Raw genomic sequence first — 16,988 nt, forward strand, 5'->3', positions numbered from 1 at the left:
CCGGTCGAGCAAGCGACGAACACGGGAGGTGGATCGATGACGGCGATCAGCCGGGTCATCGGACGGCAGGTGCTGGACAGCCGGGGCAACCCGACGGTGGAGGTCGACGTGGTCCTCGCCGACGGTGCGACCGGACGGGCCGCGGTGCCGTCGGGCGCGTCGACGGGCGCCAACGAGGCGGTCGAGCGGCGCGACGGCGATCCCGCGCGGTTTCACGGCAAGGGGGTGACCGAGGCCGTCGCCGCGGTCAACGGCCCGCTCGCCGCGGCGGTGACCGGCCTCGACGCGGAGAACCAGGCGCTGGTCGACGAGACGATGATCTCGCTGGACGGCACGGCGGACAAGCGCCGCCTCGGCGCCAATGCGATCCTCGGCGTGTCGCTGGCGACGGTGAAGGCCGCCGCGGCCGCGCACCGGCAGCCGCTGTACCGCTACGTCGGAGGGGTCGGGGCGCGGCTGCTGCCGGTGCCGATGATGAACATCGTCAACGGCGGGGCGCACGCCGCCAACCCGCTCGACTTCCAGGAGTTCATGATCGCCCCGGTCGGCGCGCCGACCTTCGCCGAGGCCGTCCGGATGGGCTCCGAGGTCTTCCACACCCTGCGACGGTCCCTGGCGTCGGCCGGGCACAGCACCAACGTGGGCGACGAGGGCGGCTTCGCGCCGGACTTCGCCACGGCCGAGGAGGCGCTCACCTTCGTGCTGCGGGCCGTCGAGGACAGCGGCTACCGGCCGGGCGCCGACATCACGATCTGCCTCGACCCGGCCAGCTCGGAGTTCTACCGCGACGGCGTCTACGACTACGCCGGCGAGGGCCGCAAGCGGTCGGTGGACGAGCACATCGAGTACCTCGTCGAGCTGTCGGAGCGCTTCCCGATCACCTCCATCGAGGACCCGATGGCCGAGGACGACATCGACGGCTGGACGCGGCTCACCGCCCGCGCCGGCGACCGCCTCCAGCTGGTCGGCGACGACGTCTTCTGCACCGACCCCGCCCGCCTGCGCGCCGGCATCGACGGCGGCTACGCCAACGCGGTCCTCGTCAAGGTCAACCAGATCGGCACGCTGACCGAGACGATCGAGACGGTCCGGACCGCGCAGCGGGCCGGCTACCGGGTGGTGATGTCGCACCGCTCCGGCGAGACCGAGGACACGACGATCGCCGACCTCGCCGTCGGCCTGGACTGCGGCCAGATCAAGACCGGCTCGCTGTCCCGGTCGGACCGGACCGCCAAGTACAACCAGCTGCTGCGCATCGAGGAGGAGCTGGGCAGCAGCGCCCGCTACGCGGGACGGGCCGCCTCGTAAGGTTGCGGGACCGGCATCTGCGAGCAGATGCCGGTCCTCCGGCTCGCATCTCAGCCACGGGCTACCGGTGCAGGGCCCGCACCTGCATGATGGAGGGATGACCGCCGACGACCAGCGGCGCCGCTGGGACACCGTGCTCGGGCATCTCGCCGCGGCCCTGCCCCGCGGGGCGGCCAGGGTGGTCGTCGACGGCGGTGACGGCCGCGCCGCCCAGTTCGCGGACCGGTTCGCCGCCCACCTGCACGCCGGCGGGCGGCACTGCGTCCGGCTGACCGCCGCGGCCTGCACGAGCGACCGCGACGGCTGGTACACCAGAACCCCAGACACCGTCGTCATCGCCGACGGACCAGGCTGGCGGCGCCGGCTCCCCGCCGCGTCGTGGCACCTGACGGTCTGGGTGCGCACGCCACCGGCTGCCACCACCGGCGCTTCCAGCGCTTCCGGTGGATTCCGGGGTGACGACACCGACGCCGTCATCGACCTGCACGACGCCGCGTGGCCGGTGCTGCGGCACCTCGACGCCCGGCTGGTCGACGGCGACGTGTGGCACCGCAGCGAGTCCCAGGCGTTCTTCGCCGGCCGGGCCGCGACCTGGGACACCAGGTTCGGCGACGACCTGCCCGCCTATGTGGCCGCGGTCGCCCAGTCCGGCTTCGCCCCGGGTGACACGGTGGTCGATGCCGGCTGTGGTACCGGTCGCGCCCTGCCCGCGCTGCGCGACGCCACCGGCCCGCACGGCACCGTGATCGGCGTCGACCTGACTCCGCAGATGCTCGCCGCCGCCGCGGACCGCGCCCGCGCCTGCCACGCGTCGCTGCTGCTCGCCGACGCCCGTCACCTGCCGTTCGCCGGCGCCACCGTCGACGGCGTCTTCGCCGCCGGGCTCATCACGCACCTGCCGGACGCCGCCGCCGGCCTGGCCGAGCTGGCCCGCGTCACCCGGCCCGGCGGCCGGCTGGTGCTCTTCCACCCGTCCGGCCGGGCCGCGCTCGCCGCCCGGCACGGCCGCGCCCTGCGCCCCGACGAGCCCCTCGCCGAGCCGGTCCTGCGCGCCTCGGCGGCCGCCGCCGGCTGGCTCCTGACCAGCTACGACGACCCGCCGCACCGCTTCCACGCCGTCGCGGTCCGCCGCACCGCCGCGTAGCGGCTCAGCCCCGCAGGGGGATCCGGGCCAGCGGCTCGTGCCACCGGTACTGGCTGCGGGCCGCGTCCTGGACGACGTCGAGCAGCCAGACCGCCCCGACCGTCAGCCGCGCCCTGGCTGGCCGCACCGTCCGGCGCAGGTGCTCCTGGATCTCGCCGGAGTCGGCGGCGCCCGTGCCGTAGGCGAGGCTGATGTGCGGAATGCCGGGGTCGTACCGCAGTCCGTCGTCGCCGAACACGGCCCGGATCGCGGCCCGGACCCGATCGCCGAGCACCGCGAACGGCTCACCCGGCAGGTCCTGGTCCAGGTCGACCGCGACACCCACCCGCCCGGCCTGCACGGCGCCGGCGGTCGCGGTGAACGCCGGGAGCGCGCCGACCTCGTCGTGCAGCGCCCCGATCAGCGCCGCCCGCCGCGCCTCGCCGACGTCGTCACCGGCCAGACCGGTGACCATCTGCATGGTGGCGTGCAGCCACGGATCGGGCACGATCGACATCGCCGCCGGGTACCGCTCCAGGACCTCGCCGCTCTGCCGCACCAGCTGCCGCAGGTCGGGGTCGGCGTCGAGGTCGGGCAGCACGTACACGTGCCAGCGGCTGCGCTCGGCCCACGTCCGCTCCGCCGTGATGAACCGTTCCATCCGCCGCCATCTCCCCCGGTCCGGAAGCCCGATCCAGGGTCGCACGTCCGGTGGTTCACCGGGCGCGGCGTGGCGGAGTGCGGTATCGATGGTGCATGACTGTCGTCTGGGGAGTCACGGTCGACTGCGCCGACCCGGGGCGCCTTGCCGCGTTCTGGCGGGAGGCGCTCGGGTACGTGGACGCGCCGGTGCCGGAGGGGTTCGCCAGCCGGGAGGAGTGGCTGACCCGGTGGGAGGTGCCGCCCGAGGAGTGGGGTGACGCGGCCTACCTGCACGATCCGCGAGGGGTCCTGCCGAGCCTCACGTTCCTGAAGGTGCCGGAGGCGAAGGTGGTCAAGAACCGCCTGCACCTCGACCTCAAGGTGGGTGGCCGGGACCGGCCGCAGGAGCAGCGGTGGCCGGCGGTCACCGCGACGGTCCAGCGGCTCGTCGCGGCGGGCGCGACGGTGGTGCAGGAGGCGGCCGTCGGCGGCGTGCCGAGCCACGTCCTCATGGCCGACCCGGAGGGCAACGAGTTCTGCGTCGTCTGAGGTCAGCCGTGGGCGAGCCTGGCGACGGCGACCGCGTAGGAGGTCTGCTGCTCGAACCGGTCGCCGTGGGGCTCAGCGGGCGTCGAGCGACAGCGGGACCAGGACGTCGGGCAGGCCGGCGGCCGGCCACGCGACCACGAGGCCGAGTTCGGGGCCGCCGGGGTCGGGCAGGACGAACTCGATCCGGGACCGGAACACGTCGGGGCCGCCGCTGGACCCGCCGCTGCCGTGCGGCGCCCAGACCGCCTCCCCGTCGTGGACGACGGCGACCGTGGCGCCGGGCAGGCCCGGTGGGCGGCCGGGGCCCGGGACCACGGACATGGCGCCCGCCCGCGGGCCCCGGGCCACGCTCAGCACCTCCGCCGACAGGACCCCGTCGACGGCCGTGAGGCGGGTCAGTGCGACCACGGCGTCGGCGCCGCGGCTGAGCACCCGCGGCCCGGCGACGATCCGGCCCGCCTCGACCGCCGGCCCGGGGTGCGGCGCGTCGTGTGTGCGGCGGCGCAGCGAGTCAGGTGCGGGCCCGGCGTCGACCGGTGCGTCCCAGATCGGGACCGTGCCACGCTCCACCGCGTCCCGCGGCGGCAGCGGAAGGTCCACAATGGACTCGGGGAACCCGATCTCGGGCCAGGCCAGGACGAGCGAGGCATGGTCGTACAGTGGCGGAAAACGCACCGTCGTGCGCAGGCTCGGGCCGTGGGTGCCGTCGGAGTGGTCGCCGCTGCTGGAGCTGGTGCGCGACCCGAACACCCAGTGCGCGCGCCCGTCCGGGTCGAGCCGGCCGACGCGGAGGTCGAGGCCTTCGTCGTACGCCGGCAGCAGGCGCCGCGGCGCGGGCACGACGCCGTCCCGTCCGGCGCGGATGCCGGCCTGCCGCTCGGTCGCGCCGCGCCGGTCGAGTGGGCGGCGGGCGAGCAGCTCCACCTCGAGGCCGGTGGTGCGGGAGACGGCGCCGACGATGCCGACGCTGAGCTGGGGCCGCCGCACGACGAGCCCGCCGCGGTGCGCGAGGACGCCGAGCGTCTCATCGATGGGCATCGCGTCAGGGTAGCTCGTCGAGCAGGCCGGCCTCGCGGGCGAGGAGCGCGGCCTGGACGCGGTTCTCCAGGCCGAGCCGGGTGAGGATGCGGTTGACGCGGCTCTTCACGCCGGACTCCGACAGGTCCAGGGTCCTGGCGATCCGCGCGTTGGACAGCCCGCGCCCGACCAGCACCAGCACCTCCAGCTCCCGGGCGGTGAGGCCGTCGACCGCCGCTTTCGCCGGTGGCGCCTGAAACGCCTCGGCGATGCGGCGGGTGACGGCCGGCGCGAGCACCGCGTTGCCCGCCGCGACGGCCCGGACCGCGTCGCAGAGCTGCTCGGGCGACGCGTTCTTCAGCAGGAAGCCGCTCGCCCCCGCCCGCAACGCGGACTGCACGTATTCGTCGAGGTCGAACGTCGTCAGCACGAGGATCTTCGACGGCACCGCCGCGCCGAGGATGCGCCTGGTCGCCTCGACGCCGGTCAGGCCGGGCATGCGCACGTCCATGAGCACGACGTCTGGGCGCAGCTCGGCGGCGAGGGCGACGGCCCGCTCGCCGTCGGCCGCCTCGCCGACGACCTCGAGATCGGGCCGCCGGTCGAGGATGGCGCGCAGCGCGGCGCGGACCATGTCCTGGTCGTCGGCGATGAGCACGGTGACCGTCACGGCCCGCCCTCCCCTTCCCATGGGAATGTCGCCTCGACCCGCCAGCGGCCGTCGGCCAGCGGGCCGGTCGACAGGGTGCCGCCGAACAGGGCGACCCGCTCCCGCATCCCGATCAGGCCGAGCCCCGCGCCCGGCATCGGCTGGTGGCCGGCGACCGGCGGATCGTTGACGACGCCGACCTCCAGTTGGTGTTTCCGCTGGTGTACGGCCACCCGCACCGCCACGGGACCCGCGTGCTTCAGCGCGTTGGTCAGCGCCTCCTGGACGACCCGGTACGCCGAGACCTGCACGGCGGCGGGGACGTCGGGGCCGACCGACACCTCCAGGTCGACCTCGCACCCGGCGGCGGCCGCGACGCCGGTCAGCTGCCGCAGGTGGGCGAGCGACGGCTCCGGCAGGAGGTCCCGCGCCGCGTCGTCGTCCGACAGCAGCCGCAGCAGCCGGCGCATCTCCAGCAGCGCCGTGTCGGCGGCGGTCCCGATGCCCGCGACGCCGCGGCCGGCGAGCGCGGTGTCCTCGGGCAGCGCCTCGGCCGTGGCCCGTGCCTGCACGGCGATCGCGCTGACGTGGTGCGCGACCAGGTCGTGCAGGTCGCGGGCGATGCGGGCGCGCTCGGCGGTGACGGCGCGGGCGGCGCTGCGTTGCTGCTCGGCGCGCAGCAGCGCGGTCAGGTCCCGCAGCGCGGCGGCGTCGGAGTGGATGTGCCGCTGCGACCTGCCCAGCTGCCACAGCCCGGCCACCAGCCCGACCGCCACCGTGACCTCGATAACCCCCGGGCGCAGCGCCGGCGGCAGCGGCGGGCCGGTGATCGGCCGGAGCAGCAGGTCGTGGCCGAACATGGCGAGCCCCGCGACGGCGACGGACAGCAGGCTCGCCGGCGGCGGCGCGTACCGGGCGACGGCGTACACCCCGAACCCGAGCGGCAGCCCGTCGCGGAAGCTGATGGCGGGGTCGACGAGCTCGAACGCGACGTACGCGACGCTGACCGCGGCCATCACCGCCCACGGGTGCGTGCGCCGCCACAGCATCGGCGCGGCCTGCGCGACGAGCAGCGCCCACAGCACGGCGGCGGTGACCGGGTCGGCGGGCGAGAACGGCGCCCGCGGCCAGTCCGGCGGGCCGGCGCTCTGCCGCAGCAGGACCATCGCCACGGCGAGCCCGCAGGCCAGCAGCGCGTCGGCCACCCGCGGCCTGCGCAGCAGTTCCATGATCACCTCCCGTTCGCAGACCCACCCTAGACCGCCGCGCGGGCGGTCCCGGCGAAAGGAATCCAAAGTTGCGCGCGGATCGTCCACGCGGCCGAGGGAGTGCCCGCGGGCCGCTCATACCGTCGAGTCACACGACCGAACGAGACCGGAGGACACACCTTGCGCAGCACCGATGGCCGGCTACGGCCCGCCCGTACAGTGGCGGCGGCGGCGACACTCGTCGTCCTGTTCGTCGTCGCTCCGGCCCACCTCGCCGGCGGCGACCACACCAGTGAGGGCGCACTGCGCGGCGCGGTCCGCGGGGCGTTCGCGGGGTTCTGGGGGTCCGGCGGCGGCGAGCTGACCCCGGCGATGCGGCGGATCGCCGACTACTGGCTGCGCTACCACCTCGCCAAGGCGATCATCGCGGCGGTGCTGCTCGCCGTGCTGGTGCCGCTCGGTGTGCGGTTGTGGCGGATGTACGTGGGCGCTCCGCGCCGCCGGCTGCTCCTCGGCGGCGTCCTCGTCACCGGGCTCGCGCTGGCGGCGCTGGTGCTCGTGATGGCCAACCTGCAGGGCGCGGCGGCCCCGTTCGCGTCGCTGCTGCCGCTGCTCGTCGACACCCCGCCCGACGCCCCGCTCGCCGCCGTGCTGTCCGACGTCCGGCAGCAGCTGACCGGCGTCGTGCACGCACACCAGGCACCGTCGCCCGCGCTGGCCCGCATGATCGACGACTACGCGCTCTACCACTGGGTGATCGCGGTGATCGCCGCGGTCGTCGCCGCGGGCCTGCTGTCGGTCGGCGTGGTGCTCTGGCGGCGCCGCGGGCCTTCGGGACCGGCCCGCCGGGTCCTCGCCGCGCACGGCGTGCTGTTCGCGGTCGTGGCGCTCGCCCTCGCGGTGGTGGTCGCGGCGAACGTCGGCACCGCCCTGGACCCGGACCCCGCCTTCGCGGCGTTCATCGACGGCGGCTGGTGACGCGGCACGGGACCTTCGGCCCTGCCGGTGCCCGTTGTCACCGGCGAGGGTGGAGGAGCCAACCGCCGCCACCACCTTGGAGCACCGATGGAGCACAACGACATCGTCGTCGGGACCGACGGCGGGGCGGGCGGGGCGTGGGCCGTCCGCTGGGCGGCGAGCCAGGCGGCGCGGACCGGCGCGCGGCTGCGGGTCGTGTCCGTCCACCACCGCCAGCCGGGCACGCCCACCGGCCCAGACGTGAGCGGCCGCGAGCGGGCGTGGGCCGTCGTGACCGCCGCCGTCGCCGACGCCCGCGGCGGCCGGCCGACGCTCGACGTGCGGGGCAGCGCACTGCCCGGCGCCCCGGGTGACGTGCTGCTGGCCGAGACGCGGTCGGCGGCGCTGCTCGTCGTCGGCTCGCAGGGCCGCGGCGCGCTCGCGTCGGCGCTGCTGGGGTCGGTCGGGGTGCACGTCGCCACGTACGCGACCGGCCCGGTCGTCGTGGTCCGGGGCCGAGCCGACACCGCGATCGGGACGGTGGTCGCCGGCATCGCCGACCCCGCATCGGCGGAGCGGGTCCTCGCCGCCGGCTTCGAGGAGGCGCACCGGCGCGGCTGCGCCCTCGTCGCGGTCCACGCCCCGACCCCGCCCCGGACACCGGCGGAAGCACCCTCGGCCGGCCTGGGCACGCTGGTCCGGGCCGACGTGAGCGAGACCGTCACCCGCCTGCGGACACTGTTCCCGACGGTGCCGGTGGAGGTCGAGCTCACCACGGGAAACCCGGCGGACGTCCTGGTGGCGGCGTCCCGCAGCGCCCAGCTCGTCGTGCTCGACGCCGGCTCCGCCCCGTCCCTGGACCCGGTCAACCACCACCTCCTGCTCCGCGCCGACTGCCCCGTCCTGCTCCTGCGCGACACCCTCTGACAACCGGCCGGAAACGCACACGACGAGATGGCAGCCACGTGCAGGCGCGGCGGCGGTGCAGCCCCAATGCGCAGCAGCGGTGACGGCTCCTACAACGCGGCGGCGGTGATGGCGGCGCGGAGGCCAGCGAGCGCCTCCTTCTCGCGGGCTGGGCAGCCGGCGACACCCAGCGCTTACAGCGCGGCGGCGGTGATGGCGGCGCGGAGGCCGGCGAGCGCTTCGGCGCGGACGCCGGTCAGGACCGGGTCGGTGGTCACGGTCGCGGGGCGGAGGTCGACGGGGCGGGGGGTGCGGGCGGTCGCGGCGCGGATGCCCTCGATGAGCGCCGGCCCCCACGTGCCGCCGATGACGACCTCCTGCGGGTCGGCGAGGGCGACGGTCGCGGCGACGACGCCGGCGACCGCGTCGCACACGGCGGTGGCGGCCGGCGAGCCCGGGGCGCAACGGTCCAGGAGCCGGTCGACGTCGATGGCGGTGGAGCCGTCCCGGCGCAGGCCGAGCTCGGCGAACAGCTCGATGAAGCGGACGGCGCGGCCCTGCGGTCCGGTGGTCACCAGGTGGGCGATCTCGCCGGCCAGTCCGGTCCGGCCGCGGCGGATCTCGCCGTCGTTGACGATCGCGCAGCCGAGGCCCTCGCCGAGGTACAGGTAGGCGAAGTCGCCGCGGTCGCCGGCACGGTCGCGTTCGGCGCGGGCGAGCCAGTTGACGTCGTTGTCGACGATCACCGGCCCGGCCACGAACGGGGTCAGGACGGCGACGGGGTCCAGCTCGCCGACGAGGAACGGCGCGTCGGGCAGCTGCACCAGCCGGCCGGTCGCCCGGTCCACCGGGTCGGCCGCGCCGACCACGGCCACCCGCACCGGCCCGCCACCACCGCCGCCGAAGCCACCGGCACCGCCGGACGCACCGGCCGCGCCGGACGCACCAGGCGCGCCGGAGGTACCGACGGAGCCGGGCGTACCGATGACGCCGGGCGCGCCACCGGCACCAGACGCGGTGGCGGCAGAGGTGGCCGCGGCCGCCGGTACATCGGCCGCAAACGCCGACGCGGCGGACGAGACCGCAGAGACGGCGGCGTGCAGGGCGGCGGCGACCTGATCGGGGTGGGCGGGGCGGCCGATCGGGCGGGTGTCGCGGGCCAGGGTGTCACCGTGCGCGTTCAGGCACGCCGCCACGACCCCCTCCGGCGCGATGGTGACCGCGAGGGCCAGCCCCACGCCCGGAGCGAGCGCGTAGTAGGAGCCCACCCGGCCACGACCGCGGCCGCCCGGGGTGCGTTCGCCGGTGTCGGACACCAGGCCGCGCTCCTCGAGGCGGCGCACGCTCTCCCCCGCCGTCGGCTTCGAGATGCCGATCGCCGTGGCGAGCTCGGCCCTGGTCAGGCGGCGGTGCTCCATGAGTGCGCGCAGCACGTGCTCGTCGGTCACCGAACGGACCAGATCCACGACCCGCATTCTAGTCAGGAGCCTTGCCTGGAATTGTGCCCGGTCGTACAGTGCTACAAGTAAAGACACCTACCTAGAAAGGGGACGACCGTGGCACTGCCGCACTGGGAGGAGACGCCCGCCGATCTCAGGGCGGCGACCCGCGAGATCAAGACGGCCCTGCGCGAGCGCATCGCCGAATCCGGCCGGACCGTCGAGGAGGTGTTCGCCGTCGTCGAGCGCCGCGTGCAGGACGCCGTCGACGAGATCGCCGCGGCCCGCCGGCGCGGCGAGACGATCTGGCCGGTGATCGACTACGCCGACATCGCCGCCGGCGCCGTCTCCCCCGCCGACCTGGCCCGCCTCAAGCGGCGCGGCTGCCTCGTCGTGCGCGGGCACTTCGAGAGGGAGCAGGCCCTCGGCTGGGACCGCGACATCGTCGACTACGTGGAGAGCAACCGGTTCTTCGAGCAGTACCGCGGCCCCGGTGACGACTTCTTCGGCAGCGTCGGCTCCAAGCCCGAGATCTACCCGATCTACTGGTCCCCGGCCCAGATGCAGGCGCGGCAGAGCGAGCGCATGGCCACGGTGCAGGCGTTCCTGAACGGCCAGTGGAAGCACGAGTCGGACGGCGTGCAGTGGTTCGACCCGGGGCGCGACTCGCTCTACCCCGACCGGATCCGCCGCCGCCCCGAGGGCGCCGACTCCGCCGGCCTCGGCACGCACCTCGACCCGGGCACCCTGGACCTGTGGATGACGCAGGCCTACCAGCAGGCGTTCCGGCACCTGTTCGACGGCAGCGTCGAGCAGTACGACCCGTGGGACGCCGCCCACCGCACCGCCGGCCCGCAGTACCCCGGATCGACGATGTGCTCGGCGTTCCGCACGTTCCAGGGCTGGACGGCGCTGTCGGACATGGACCACGACCAGGGCGTGCTGCACACCGTGCCGATCCCGGAGGCGATGGCGTACCTGATGCTGCGCCCGCTGCTGCCGGACGTGCCGGACGACGACATGTGCGGCGTGACCGTCAACCAGGTCTTCCCGGCGGGGCACAAGTGGCACGCGCCGCTCATGGAGGCGCTGTCCGGGATCCCCGACGTGCAGGCCGGCGACTCCGTCTGGTGGCACTGCGACATGATCCACAGCGTGGCGCCGGTCGAGGCGCAGCGCGGCTGGGGCAACGTCATGTACATCCCGGCCGCTCCCTGGTGCCCGCGCAACGAGCGGTACGCGGCGTCGGTCCGCGAGGCGTTCCGCACCGGTGAGAGCCCCGGCGACTTCCCCGCCGAGCACTACGAGAAGGACTGGCCCAACCGCTTCCAGGAGGCGGACCTGAACGAGATCGGCCGGCGAGGACTCGGGCTGGATTTCCTCAACGCGGGCTGAATGTTGCCGATCCGCCGAGGGTTACGTCGTGCGGAGGAGAGCGCTGTGCCGGACAGTTTCCAGCAGACCCGTCGGCCGGCCCGGTCGATCATGTTCGTCGGGGTCATGGGCCAGGCCGTGTCGACCATCGGCGTCGGCGCCCTCGGCTTCTGGCTCCTGGACGCGACCGGGGCGGTCGAGATCGGCTTCGGCACGGCGGTCGCGTTCATCGCCGTGCTGACCGTGATGAACGCGTTCGCGGCGTACCTCGGGATCCGGCCGCTGCTGCAGGCTGCCGGGAAGGTCCTGGCGCACCTGGACGCGATGGTCACCGGCGACCTGACCCGCCGGCTCGACCTCAACCGCAAGGACGAGTTCGGGCTCATCGCCGACGCGCTGAACCAGGCGACCGGGTCGATCCACGGCGTCGTCCGTACCCTGGACGCGTCGGCCAACGCGCTGTCCGGCGCGTCCGGTGAGCTGCGCGATGTGAGCCAGGGCTTCGCCCGCAACGCCAACCAGTCCAGCAGCCAGGCGCAGGGCATCGTGACCGCCGCCGAGCAGGTGTCGCGCAACGTCGACACGGTCGCCACCGCGTCCAACGAGATGAGCGCGTCGATCCGGGAGATCGCGCAGAACGCGGCGCAGGCGGTGCGGGTCGGCGACGACGCGGTGCAGGCGGCCACGTCGACGAACGCGACCGTGGCCCGGCTCGGCGAGTCGTCCACCGAGATCGGCAACGTCGTCAAGGTGATCACGTCGATCGCCGAGCAGACGAACCTCCTCGCGCTCAACGCCACGATCGAGGCGGCCCGCGCCGGGGACGCCGGCAAGGGGTTCGCGGTCGTCGCCGGCGAGGTGAAGGACCTCGCGCAGGAGACGGCGAAGGCGACGGAGGACATCTCCCGCCGGGTCGAGGCGATCCAGCTGGACACGCAGAACGCGGTCGACGCGATCGGGCAGATCACCGGGATCATCTCGAAGATCAACGAGTATCAGCAGACGATCGCGGCGGCCGTCGAGGAGCAGGCGGCGACGACCGCGGAGATGGACCGCAGCGTCAGCGCCGCCGCCACGGGCTCGTCGGACATCGCCCGCAGCATCACGGGCGTCGCGGACGCGGCCCGCACGACCCAGGACGGCGTCTCCGGCGCGCTGCGCCTCAACGCCGAGCTGGAGCGCATGTCGTCGGAGCTGCGGACCGTCGTCGCCACGTTCCGCATCTGAAGGCGTGAAGACATCTGACGGTGTGACGGCTTCGGACGGTGTGACGGCTGCCGCGCGCGTCAGGTCCGTGCTGCGGGCCGCCGGGCCCCGCCGCGGCGGCCCCGAGCGCAACCTGGCGACGGGCCTGCTGGCGGCGACGCCGTCGGTCATCTACGTCGGCGAGGCGGTCCTCGGCCCGCGGGCGGTCGAGCCGGTGCTCACCACGCTCGGCGCCGCGCTCGCCGCCGTGTGCGCCGTGCTCCTCTTCGCCGGGGCGCGCCGGGCGGTCGGGCTGCTGCAGATGCCCTCCGCCGTCATCGGGTGCGGCTCGATCGTCCTGCTGGACCTCGGCACGGGCAACGCCGGCGTCACCGGGCTGCTGTATTTCTACCTGCCGGTCCTCTTCGCCGCCGTCCACCTGCGCATCCCGGGCGTCGTCGCCGCCACCGCCGCGGCGCTCGCCGGTGAGGCGGTCGTCGCGCTGTCGCTGCTGCCGGCCGGCGACGCGGCTCTCGACCTGGCGTTCGTCGGCAGCACGCTCACGCTGATGGCGGCCGCGCTCGCCCGGGCCGGTGTCGCCCAGGACCGGCTCGTCGGCCGGCTGCGGCGCCTGGCGGACGTCGACCCGCTGACCGGCCTGGCGACGCGGCGGATCCTCGACGACGCGGTCCAGCGCGCCGTCGACCGCGACGCCGCCGAGACCGCGCTGGTGCTCATCGACGTCGACTGGTTCAAGGAGATCAACGACACGTACGGCCACGCCGTCGGCGACGACGCCCTCACGCACATCGCGGCGACGCTGTGCGAGCGGTGCCGGGCCGTCGACGTGGTGGCCCGGCTGGGCGGCGACGAGCTCGCGGTGCTGATGCCCGGCTGCTCCTTCGACATCGCCGTCGCCCGCGCGAAGGACTTCGTCGAGGCGGTGCGCGCCCGCCCGCTGACGCTCCCCGACGGGCGGGTCGTGCCGGTGTCGATCAGCGCGGGCGCGGCGCACGCCCCGAGCCAGGCACACACCGCCCGCGACCTGTACACCAGCGCGGACGCCGCCCTGTACGCCGCGAAGCGCGCCCGCCGCGCGCCCTGACCCGGCCCCCTACCCGTGGTCGATCGGCTCGGAGGCCAGCAGCGCTCCACCTGTCGAGGGTCCGCCGTCGCGCGGACCTGGCCGGCGGGGCTCACGAACGCCGGACGCATCGCCGGGACCGGGCGGATCAAAGCCCTCCTGCGGCGGCCACGGCGGCGGGATCAGCGCATCCGGGCTGTGATACACGAGCTCACGGCTCGCCCGTCCTCGTCCCTCGTCCACCATCGCCCCGACCTCCGTGGCTGGTTGCATCCGGTACCTGGGTACGGGTTTACGCTCCAACCATGCCACAGGATCAGGCGGGGTTGCGCTCGGGCGAGGTCGCCGAGCAGGCCGGCGTGAACATCCAGACGCTGCGGTACTACGAGCGCCGCGGGCTGCTCGCCGACCCCGTCCGCACCAACGGCGGGCACCGGCTGTACCCGCCGGACACCGTCGCGCTGCTCACGGTCATCAAGGCCGCGCAGCGGCTCGGGTTCACCCTCGACGAGGTCGCCGACCTGCTCGACGCCGGGAGCCGCCGGCACCCGACCCCGGACCTCCGGCAGCGCGCGCTGGACAAGATCGCCGAGGTCGACGCGAAGATCGCCGACCTCGCCGCGATCCGGGCCACGCTCACGGAGGTCGTCGACGCCCGCTGCGACAGCCTGACCAACTGCAGCTGCGCCGACTGCCCGTTTCCGTTCATGACGATCGGCAGGGATCCGCAGACCCGCTAGGCGGGCATCTCCCACGGGGCCTGCGGCAGCGGGCGGCCGGTCTCCAGCAGCGACTTGAGGTTGGCGAGGACGGCGGGCCAGCCCAGGGAGATCGCGTCCAGGTCCTCCTTCGTCGCCAGCTTCTCGTGGGTCACGGTGAGCCGGACGATGTCCTGGCTCGGCTCGACGGTGAACGTGACGGTGGAGTTGTCGAACGTCATGACCAGGCGGGTCGGCGGGACGGCCTCCAGGATCGTGCCGCCCGCGTCGACGACGCCGGAGCCGTCGGTGCGGCGGTGCTCCCACGTCGAGCCGGGTTGCCAGTCGGAGACGTTGGCGTGCCCCCAGTACTCGGCGGTCAGGTCGGCGTCGGTCAGGGCGTGCCACACCTGCTCAGCGGTGGCCTTGATGTAGGTGACGTACACGTACGTCGGAATCTCGGTCTTCATCGGACTTCCCTCCGCGAGGTGTTTGACGGCGTCCAGGATGCGCAGCCGGGGCTCCTCGTATGCCGCGATCCACCGGCGCTGCAGCTCGTGGATCGGCACGGGGTTGAGGTAGTGCAGCTTCTCGCGCCCCCGGCGCACGACGGTGACGAGGTTGGCGTCCTGCAGCAGCTGCAGGTGCTGCGTGGCGGACTGGCGGGCCATCGACAGGCCAGCGCAGAGCATGCTCAGCGTCTGCCCGTCCTGCCGGCGCAGGCTGTCGAGCATGCTCCGGCGGGTCGGGTCGGCCAGGGCCTTGAACACCAGGTCCACGAACCCATTATGCAGGTTTTTACCTGCCTATTGTCAAGCGACGCAACGAACGGGGCGCCCGCGGCATCTGTACGGGTATGCAGAAAGCACCGACGGAAAAGGTCGCGGCGGCGGCACCGAAGGCGCCCCGGCTGGTGCCGCAGCGCGTCATGCTCCAGCCGGCCGATCTCGGTGGCGCGGTGCCCGGGCCGGTCGAGGACGGCTTCGCGTGGCCGCTGCTGCCACAGCCGTGCGCGGACACGCCGGCGCCCCGCCCGGTGGCCGGCCACAGCCAGGCGGCCGACTACGGCGACCGGTTCCGGGTGTACGAGAACGTCGTGCGCTACCGGGGCGACGGCGCCCGCTCGTACGTGACGGAGCTCAAGGCACAGCTGGACCGCTGCGGTGTCGGCGGGGGTGACAACGGATTCCACCCGGTCGCCGTGGACCACCTGGGGCCGGACATGGCCCTGTTCGCCGGCAACTACGACGAGGGCGACCGCTACGTGGGGTACTTCGTCGCGGCCGCCGGTCACTACGTCGTGGTCGTCATCATGTCCGACGCCCGGCTGGGGGCGGCGGACCTGACGATCCTCAACGACCTCGGCTCGGCCGCGATCCGGCGGGCCGGGTCAGCTCGGCGCTGACGTCCCACAGCCGGCGGGCGGTCGACGGGTCGGCGGCCCGGCCCGTGAGCCGCACCGGACGGCCGTCGCCGCCGAACACCGCACCACTGCCGGCGGCGAGGTCGGACGCGGTGGCGATCGCGGCGATGGCACGGGCGGGCCGCTCCGGCTCCGACCGCAGGAAGCCGGCGAGGTTGAACGGGAACGGCGGCACCATCGCCGTGCGCACGAACCCGGGCTGCACGGCGACGGCGCTGATCGCGCCCTCGGTGCGCGCGGCGAACTCGCGGGCGAACAGGACGTTGGCGAGCTTGGACTGGTTGTAGGCCTTGTGCTGACTGTACCGGCGAGCCCCGTGCAGGTCGTCGAAGTCGATGCGGCCGGCCCGGTGCGCGGCGGACGTCACGCCGATCACGCGCGCCGCGCCGGCCGCCCGCAGCTGCGGCAGCAGCAGCGCCGTCAGCAGGAACGGCGCCAGGTGGTTGACCGCGAACGTCGTCTCGAACCCGTCCGCGGTGACCTGCCGCCACGGCAGCGTGACGCCGGCGTTGTTCAGCAGGACGTGCAGGACCGGGTGCCGCCCGGCGACGGCCGCGGCCAGCCGCCGCACGTCGTCCCGGACCGCGTCCCGCCTGAACGAACTCGGGCTCTCCCGTGCCGAGGCGAAGGCGCTGCTCGCGCTGGAGCCGGGCACCCCGGTCCCAGTCAGCACCGTCGCCGAGCGCATCTGGGCCGACCGCTCCAACACCACCAACCTGGTCAACCGTCTCGTCACCCGCGGCCTGATCGAGCGCCGCAGCGGCCCCGACGCGGCGTCGGCGACGGCCGCACCCGCGCGATCACGCTGACCGGAAACGGTCAGGCCCTGCGGGAGCGCCTCATGACCCGGACCGCCGAGGACAACCCGGTCTTCGCCGACCTCACCGCCGCGGAGCGGCACACCCTGCGCGACCTCCTGGCCCGCATCGACGCGTACGCGAGCTGACGGCGCCCGGCAGGACGCCGCCGTCCCCCGAGGCGGGCAGCGGTGCGCGGCGGTTTGCATTAGGGTCGCGGGAATGTCAGCAGGCGCCAAGGCCATGCAGATCCTGTTCATCATCGCGGGCACGTTCGCCATCGCGTTCGGCACGCTCGGCTCGATGGCCGAGGCCGACGACACGAAGAACGCGCAGTGGACGTGTTACCCGCCGGCGCGGCAGGGCGATGCGCAGAACTGCCGCGGTGAGCTGTCCGGCGGCGACCTCACCATCGCGACCAACTTCATCCTGGCCGGCATCGGGCTGATGATCGCGGGTGCCGCGTGCGCCATCGGCGGCCGGCGCGACGCCGCCGCCCCGCCGGTGCCGTTCGCGGTGCCGGGCCAGCCCCCGTTCCCGCCGCGGCCCGTGCCGCCCGGCAGCCCCGTCGTCCCCACCCAGGCCCCGCCCCCGCCCGCCTGGCCGTCGGCCTGAGACCACCCGACCCG

General features: G+C 74.6%; 19 protein-coding genes. 12 read left to right on the forward strand and 7 right to left on the reverse strand.

The window, feature by feature from the left end; translation table 11 throughout:
* The first annotated feature begins 36 nt into the window (after window positions 1-36).
* On the forward strand, window positions 37-1,308 hold the full coding sequence (gene eno / locus ABZ321_RS44390; protein ID WP_354901916.1) for a phosphopyruvate hydratase: 1,272 nt from the start codon (window positions 37-39) through the stop codon (window positions 1,306-1,308).
* Between the two features lie 97 nt (window positions 1,309-1,405).
* A complete protein-coding gene (locus ABZ321_RS44395) occupies window positions 1,406-2,452 on the forward strand; it encodes a methyltransferase domain-containing protein (RefSeq protein WP_354901917.1) in 1,047 nt (348 codons plus the stop codon).
* A gap of 4 nt (window positions 2,453-2,456) precedes the next feature.
* On the opposite strand, the gene ABZ321_RS44400 is transcribed toward ABZ321_RS44395, so the two are convergent.
* Window positions 2,457-3,092, reverse strand: a complete 636-nt coding sequence (locus ABZ321_RS44400; RefSeq protein WP_354901919.1) for a 2'-5' RNA ligase family protein — start codon at window positions 3,090-3,092, stop codon at window positions 2,457-2,459.
* Between the two features lie 95 nt (window positions 3,093-3,187).
* On the opposite strand from ABZ321_RS44400, the gene ABZ321_RS44405 reads away from it, so the two are divergent.
* On the forward strand, window positions 3,188-3,622 hold the full coding sequence (locus ABZ321_RS44405) for a VOC family protein (protein ID WP_354901921.1): 435 nt from the start codon (window positions 3,188-3,190) through the stop codon (window positions 3,620-3,622).
* 72 nt (window positions 3,623-3,694) lie between these two features.
* On the opposite strand, the gene ABZ321_RS44410 is transcribed toward ABZ321_RS44405, so the two are convergent.
* Genes ABZ321_RS44410 through ABZ321_RS44420 form a run of 3 tightly spaced genes read right to left on the reverse strand, consistent with a single transcriptional unit; the run spans window position 3,695 to window position 6,517 of the window.
* Window positions 3,695-4,660 carry a hypothetical protein gene (locus ABZ321_RS44410; protein WP_354901923.1) on the reverse strand — a complete coding sequence of 322 codons (966 nt, stop codon included), beginning with the start codon at window positions 4,658-4,660 and terminating at the stop codon, window positions 3,695-3,697.
* Window positions 4,661-4,664: 4 nt separating this feature from the next.
* Window positions 4,665-5,309 carry a response regulator transcription factor gene (locus tag ABZ321_RS44415; RefSeq protein ID WP_344506745.1) on the reverse strand — a complete coding sequence of 215 codons (645 nt, stop codon included), beginning with the start codon at window positions 5,307-5,309 and terminating at the stop codon, window positions 4,665-4,667.
* Complete coding sequence (locus tag ABZ321_RS44420; protein WP_344506747.1) at window positions 5,306-6,517, reverse strand: histidine kinase; 1,212 nt, start codon at window positions 6,515-6,517, stop codon at window positions 5,306-5,308. Before ABZ321_RS44420 ends, ABZ321_RS44415 begins: the two co-directional genes overlap by 4 nt.
* A gap of 159 nt (window positions 6,518-6,676) precedes the next feature.
* On the opposite strand from ABZ321_RS44420, the gene ABZ321_RS44425 reads away from it, so the two are divergent.
* Entirely contained in the window at window positions 6,677-7,474 is a 798-nt protein-coding gene (locus tag ABZ321_RS44425) for a hypothetical protein (RefSeq protein ID WP_354901925.1), read from the forward strand.
* An 87-nt stretch (window positions 7,475-7,561) separates the two neighbouring features.
* Window positions 7,562-8,380: a universal stress protein gene (locus ABZ321_RS44430; protein WP_354901927.1), complete on the forward strand. Its 819-nt coding sequence runs from the start codon at window positions 7,562-7,564 to the stop codon at window positions 8,378-8,380.
* A gap of 173 nt (window positions 8,381-8,553) precedes the next feature.
* Here ABZ321_RS44430 and ABZ321_RS44435 read toward each other — a convergent pair whose 3' ends face one another.
* Entirely contained in the window at window positions 8,554-9,825 is a 1,272-nt protein-coding gene (locus ABZ321_RS44435) for an ROK family protein (RefSeq protein ID WP_354901929.1), read from the reverse strand.
* A gap of 90 nt (window positions 9,826-9,915) precedes the next feature.
* Between ABZ321_RS44435 and ABZ321_RS44440 the strand changes: the two genes are divergently transcribed.
* The 4 genes from ABZ321_RS44440 to ABZ321_RS44455 all read left to right on the forward strand — a co-directional run bounded on the left by ABZ321_RS44440 (window position 9,916) and on the right by ABZ321_RS44455 (window position 14,181).
* Window positions 9,916-11,193 carry a DUF1479 domain-containing protein gene (locus ABZ321_RS44440; protein ID WP_354901931.1) on the forward strand — a complete coding sequence of 426 codons (1,278 nt, stop codon included), beginning with the start codon at window positions 9,916-9,918 and terminating at the stop codon, window positions 11,191-11,193.
* Between the two features lie 45 nt (window positions 11,194-11,238).
* Window positions 11,239-12,399: a methyl-accepting chemotaxis protein gene (locus ABZ321_RS44445; protein ID WP_344506757.1), complete on the forward strand. Its 1,161-nt coding sequence runs from the start codon at window positions 11,239-11,241 to the stop codon at window positions 12,397-12,399.
* 40 nt (window positions 12,400-12,439) lie between these two features.
* On the forward strand, window positions 12,440-13,462 hold the full coding sequence (locus ABZ321_RS44450) for a GGDEF domain-containing protein (RefSeq protein WP_354901933.1): 1,023 nt from the start codon (window positions 12,440-12,442) through the stop codon (window positions 13,460-13,462).
* A gap of 284 nt (window positions 13,463-13,746) precedes the next feature.
* Window positions 13,747-14,181, forward strand: a complete 435-nt coding sequence (locus ABZ321_RS44455) for a MerR family transcriptional regulator (protein ID WP_354901935.1) — start codon at window positions 13,747-13,749, stop codon at window positions 14,179-14,181.
* Here the strand turns inward: ABZ321_RS44455 and ABZ321_RS44460 are convergent.
* Window positions 14,178-14,918: an SRPBCC domain-containing protein gene (locus ABZ321_RS44460; protein WP_354901937.1), complete on the reverse strand. Its 741-nt coding sequence runs from the start codon at window positions 14,916-14,918 to the stop codon at window positions 14,178-14,180. The two genes, ABZ321_RS44455 and ABZ321_RS44460, sit on opposite strands and share 4 nt — an antisense overlap.
* 77 nt (window positions 14,919-14,995) lie before the next feature.
* Here ABZ321_RS44460 and ABZ321_RS44465 point away from each other — a divergent pair, with 77 nt between their 5' ends.
* Window positions 14,996-15,544, forward strand: a complete 549-nt coding sequence (locus tag ABZ321_RS44465; RefSeq protein ID WP_354901939.1) for a hypothetical protein — start codon at window positions 14,996-14,998, stop codon at window positions 15,542-15,544.
* Here the strand turns inward: ABZ321_RS44465 and ABZ321_RS44470 are convergent.
* Complete coding sequence (locus tag ABZ321_RS44470; RefSeq protein ID WP_354901940.1) at window positions 15,492-16,250, reverse strand: SDR family NAD(P)-dependent oxidoreductase; 759 nt, start codon at window positions 16,248-16,250, stop codon at window positions 15,492-15,494. The two genes, ABZ321_RS44465 and ABZ321_RS44470, sit on opposite strands and share 53 nt — an antisense overlap.
* Here ABZ321_RS44470 and ABZ321_RS44475 point away from each other — a divergent pair.
* Together ABZ321_RS44475 and ABZ321_RS44480 are read left to right on the forward strand one after the other, a co-directional pair.
* The gene (locus ABZ321_RS44475; protein WP_354902020.1) at window positions 16,204-16,371 is read left to right on the forward strand and encodes a MarR family transcriptional regulator; all 168 of its coding nucleotides are present in this window, start codon (window positions 16,204-16,206) and stop codon (window positions 16,369-16,371) included. The two genes, ABZ321_RS44470 and ABZ321_RS44475, sit on opposite strands and share 47 nt — an antisense overlap.
* Window positions 16,372-16,581: 210 nt before the next feature.
* The gene (locus tag ABZ321_RS44480) at window positions 16,582-16,974 is read left to right on the forward strand and encodes a hypothetical protein (RefSeq protein WP_344506771.1); all 393 of its coding nucleotides are present in this window, start codon (window positions 16,582-16,584) and stop codon (window positions 16,972-16,974) included.
* The last annotated feature ends 14 nt before the right edge of the window (window positions 16,975-16,988 follow it).

Source organism: Dactylosporangium sp. NPDC006015 (assembly GCF_040614215.1).
Classification (GTDB): Bacteria; Actinomycetota; Actinomycetes; order Mycobacteriales; family Micromonosporaceae; genus Dactylosporangium; species Dactylosporangium maewongense.

What these genes read in the sequence shown, in the direction of transcription:
- ABZ321_RS44420 (WP_344506747.1), bottom strand. Translation starts at nt 6,517, where the DNA reads ATGGAACTGCTGCGCAGGCCGCGGGTGGCCGACGCGCTGCTGGCCTGC.
- ABZ321_RS44395 (WP_354901917.1), top strand. Translation starts at nt 1,406, where the DNA reads ATGACCGCCGACGACCAGCGGCGCCGCTGGGACACCGTGCTCGGGCAT.
- ABZ321_RS44480 (WP_344506771.1), top strand. Translation starts at nt 16,582, where the DNA reads ATGTCAGCAGGCGCCAAGGCCATGCAGATCCTGTTCATCATCGCGGGC.
- ABZ321_RS44465 (WP_354901939.1), top strand. Translation starts at nt 14,996, where the DNA reads ATGCAGAAAGCACCGACGGAAAAGGTCGCGGCGGCGGCACCGAAGGCG.
- ABZ321_RS44470 (WP_354901940.1), bottom strand. Translation starts at nt 16,250, where the DNA reads ATGCGCTCGGCGACGGTGCTGACTGGGACCGGGGTGCCCGGCTCCAGC.
- ABZ321_RS44400 (WP_354901919.1), bottom strand. Translation starts at nt 3,092, where the DNA reads ATGGAACGGTTCATCACGGCGGAGCGGACGTGGGCCGAGCGCAGCCGC.
- ABZ321_RS44405 (WP_354901921.1), top strand. Translation starts at nt 3,188, where the DNA reads ATGACTGTCGTCTGGGGAGTCACGGTCGACTGCGCCGACCCGGGGCGC.
- ABZ321_RS44410 (WP_354901923.1), bottom strand. Translation starts at nt 4,660, where the DNA reads ATGCCCATCGATGAGACGCTCGGCGTCCTCGCGCACCGCGGCGGGCTC.
- ABZ321_RS44430 (WP_354901927.1), top strand. Translation starts at nt 7,562, where the DNA reads ATGGAGCACAACGACATCGTCGTCGGGACCGACGGCGGGGCGGGCGGG.
- eno (WP_354901916.1), top strand. Translation starts at nt 37, where the DNA reads ATGACGGCGATCAGCCGGGTCATCGGACGGCAGGTGCTGGACAGCCGG.
- ABZ321_RS44455 (WP_354901935.1), top strand. Translation starts at nt 13,747, where the DNA reads ATGCCACAGGATCAGGCGGGGTTGCGCTCGGGCGAGGTCGCCGAGCAG.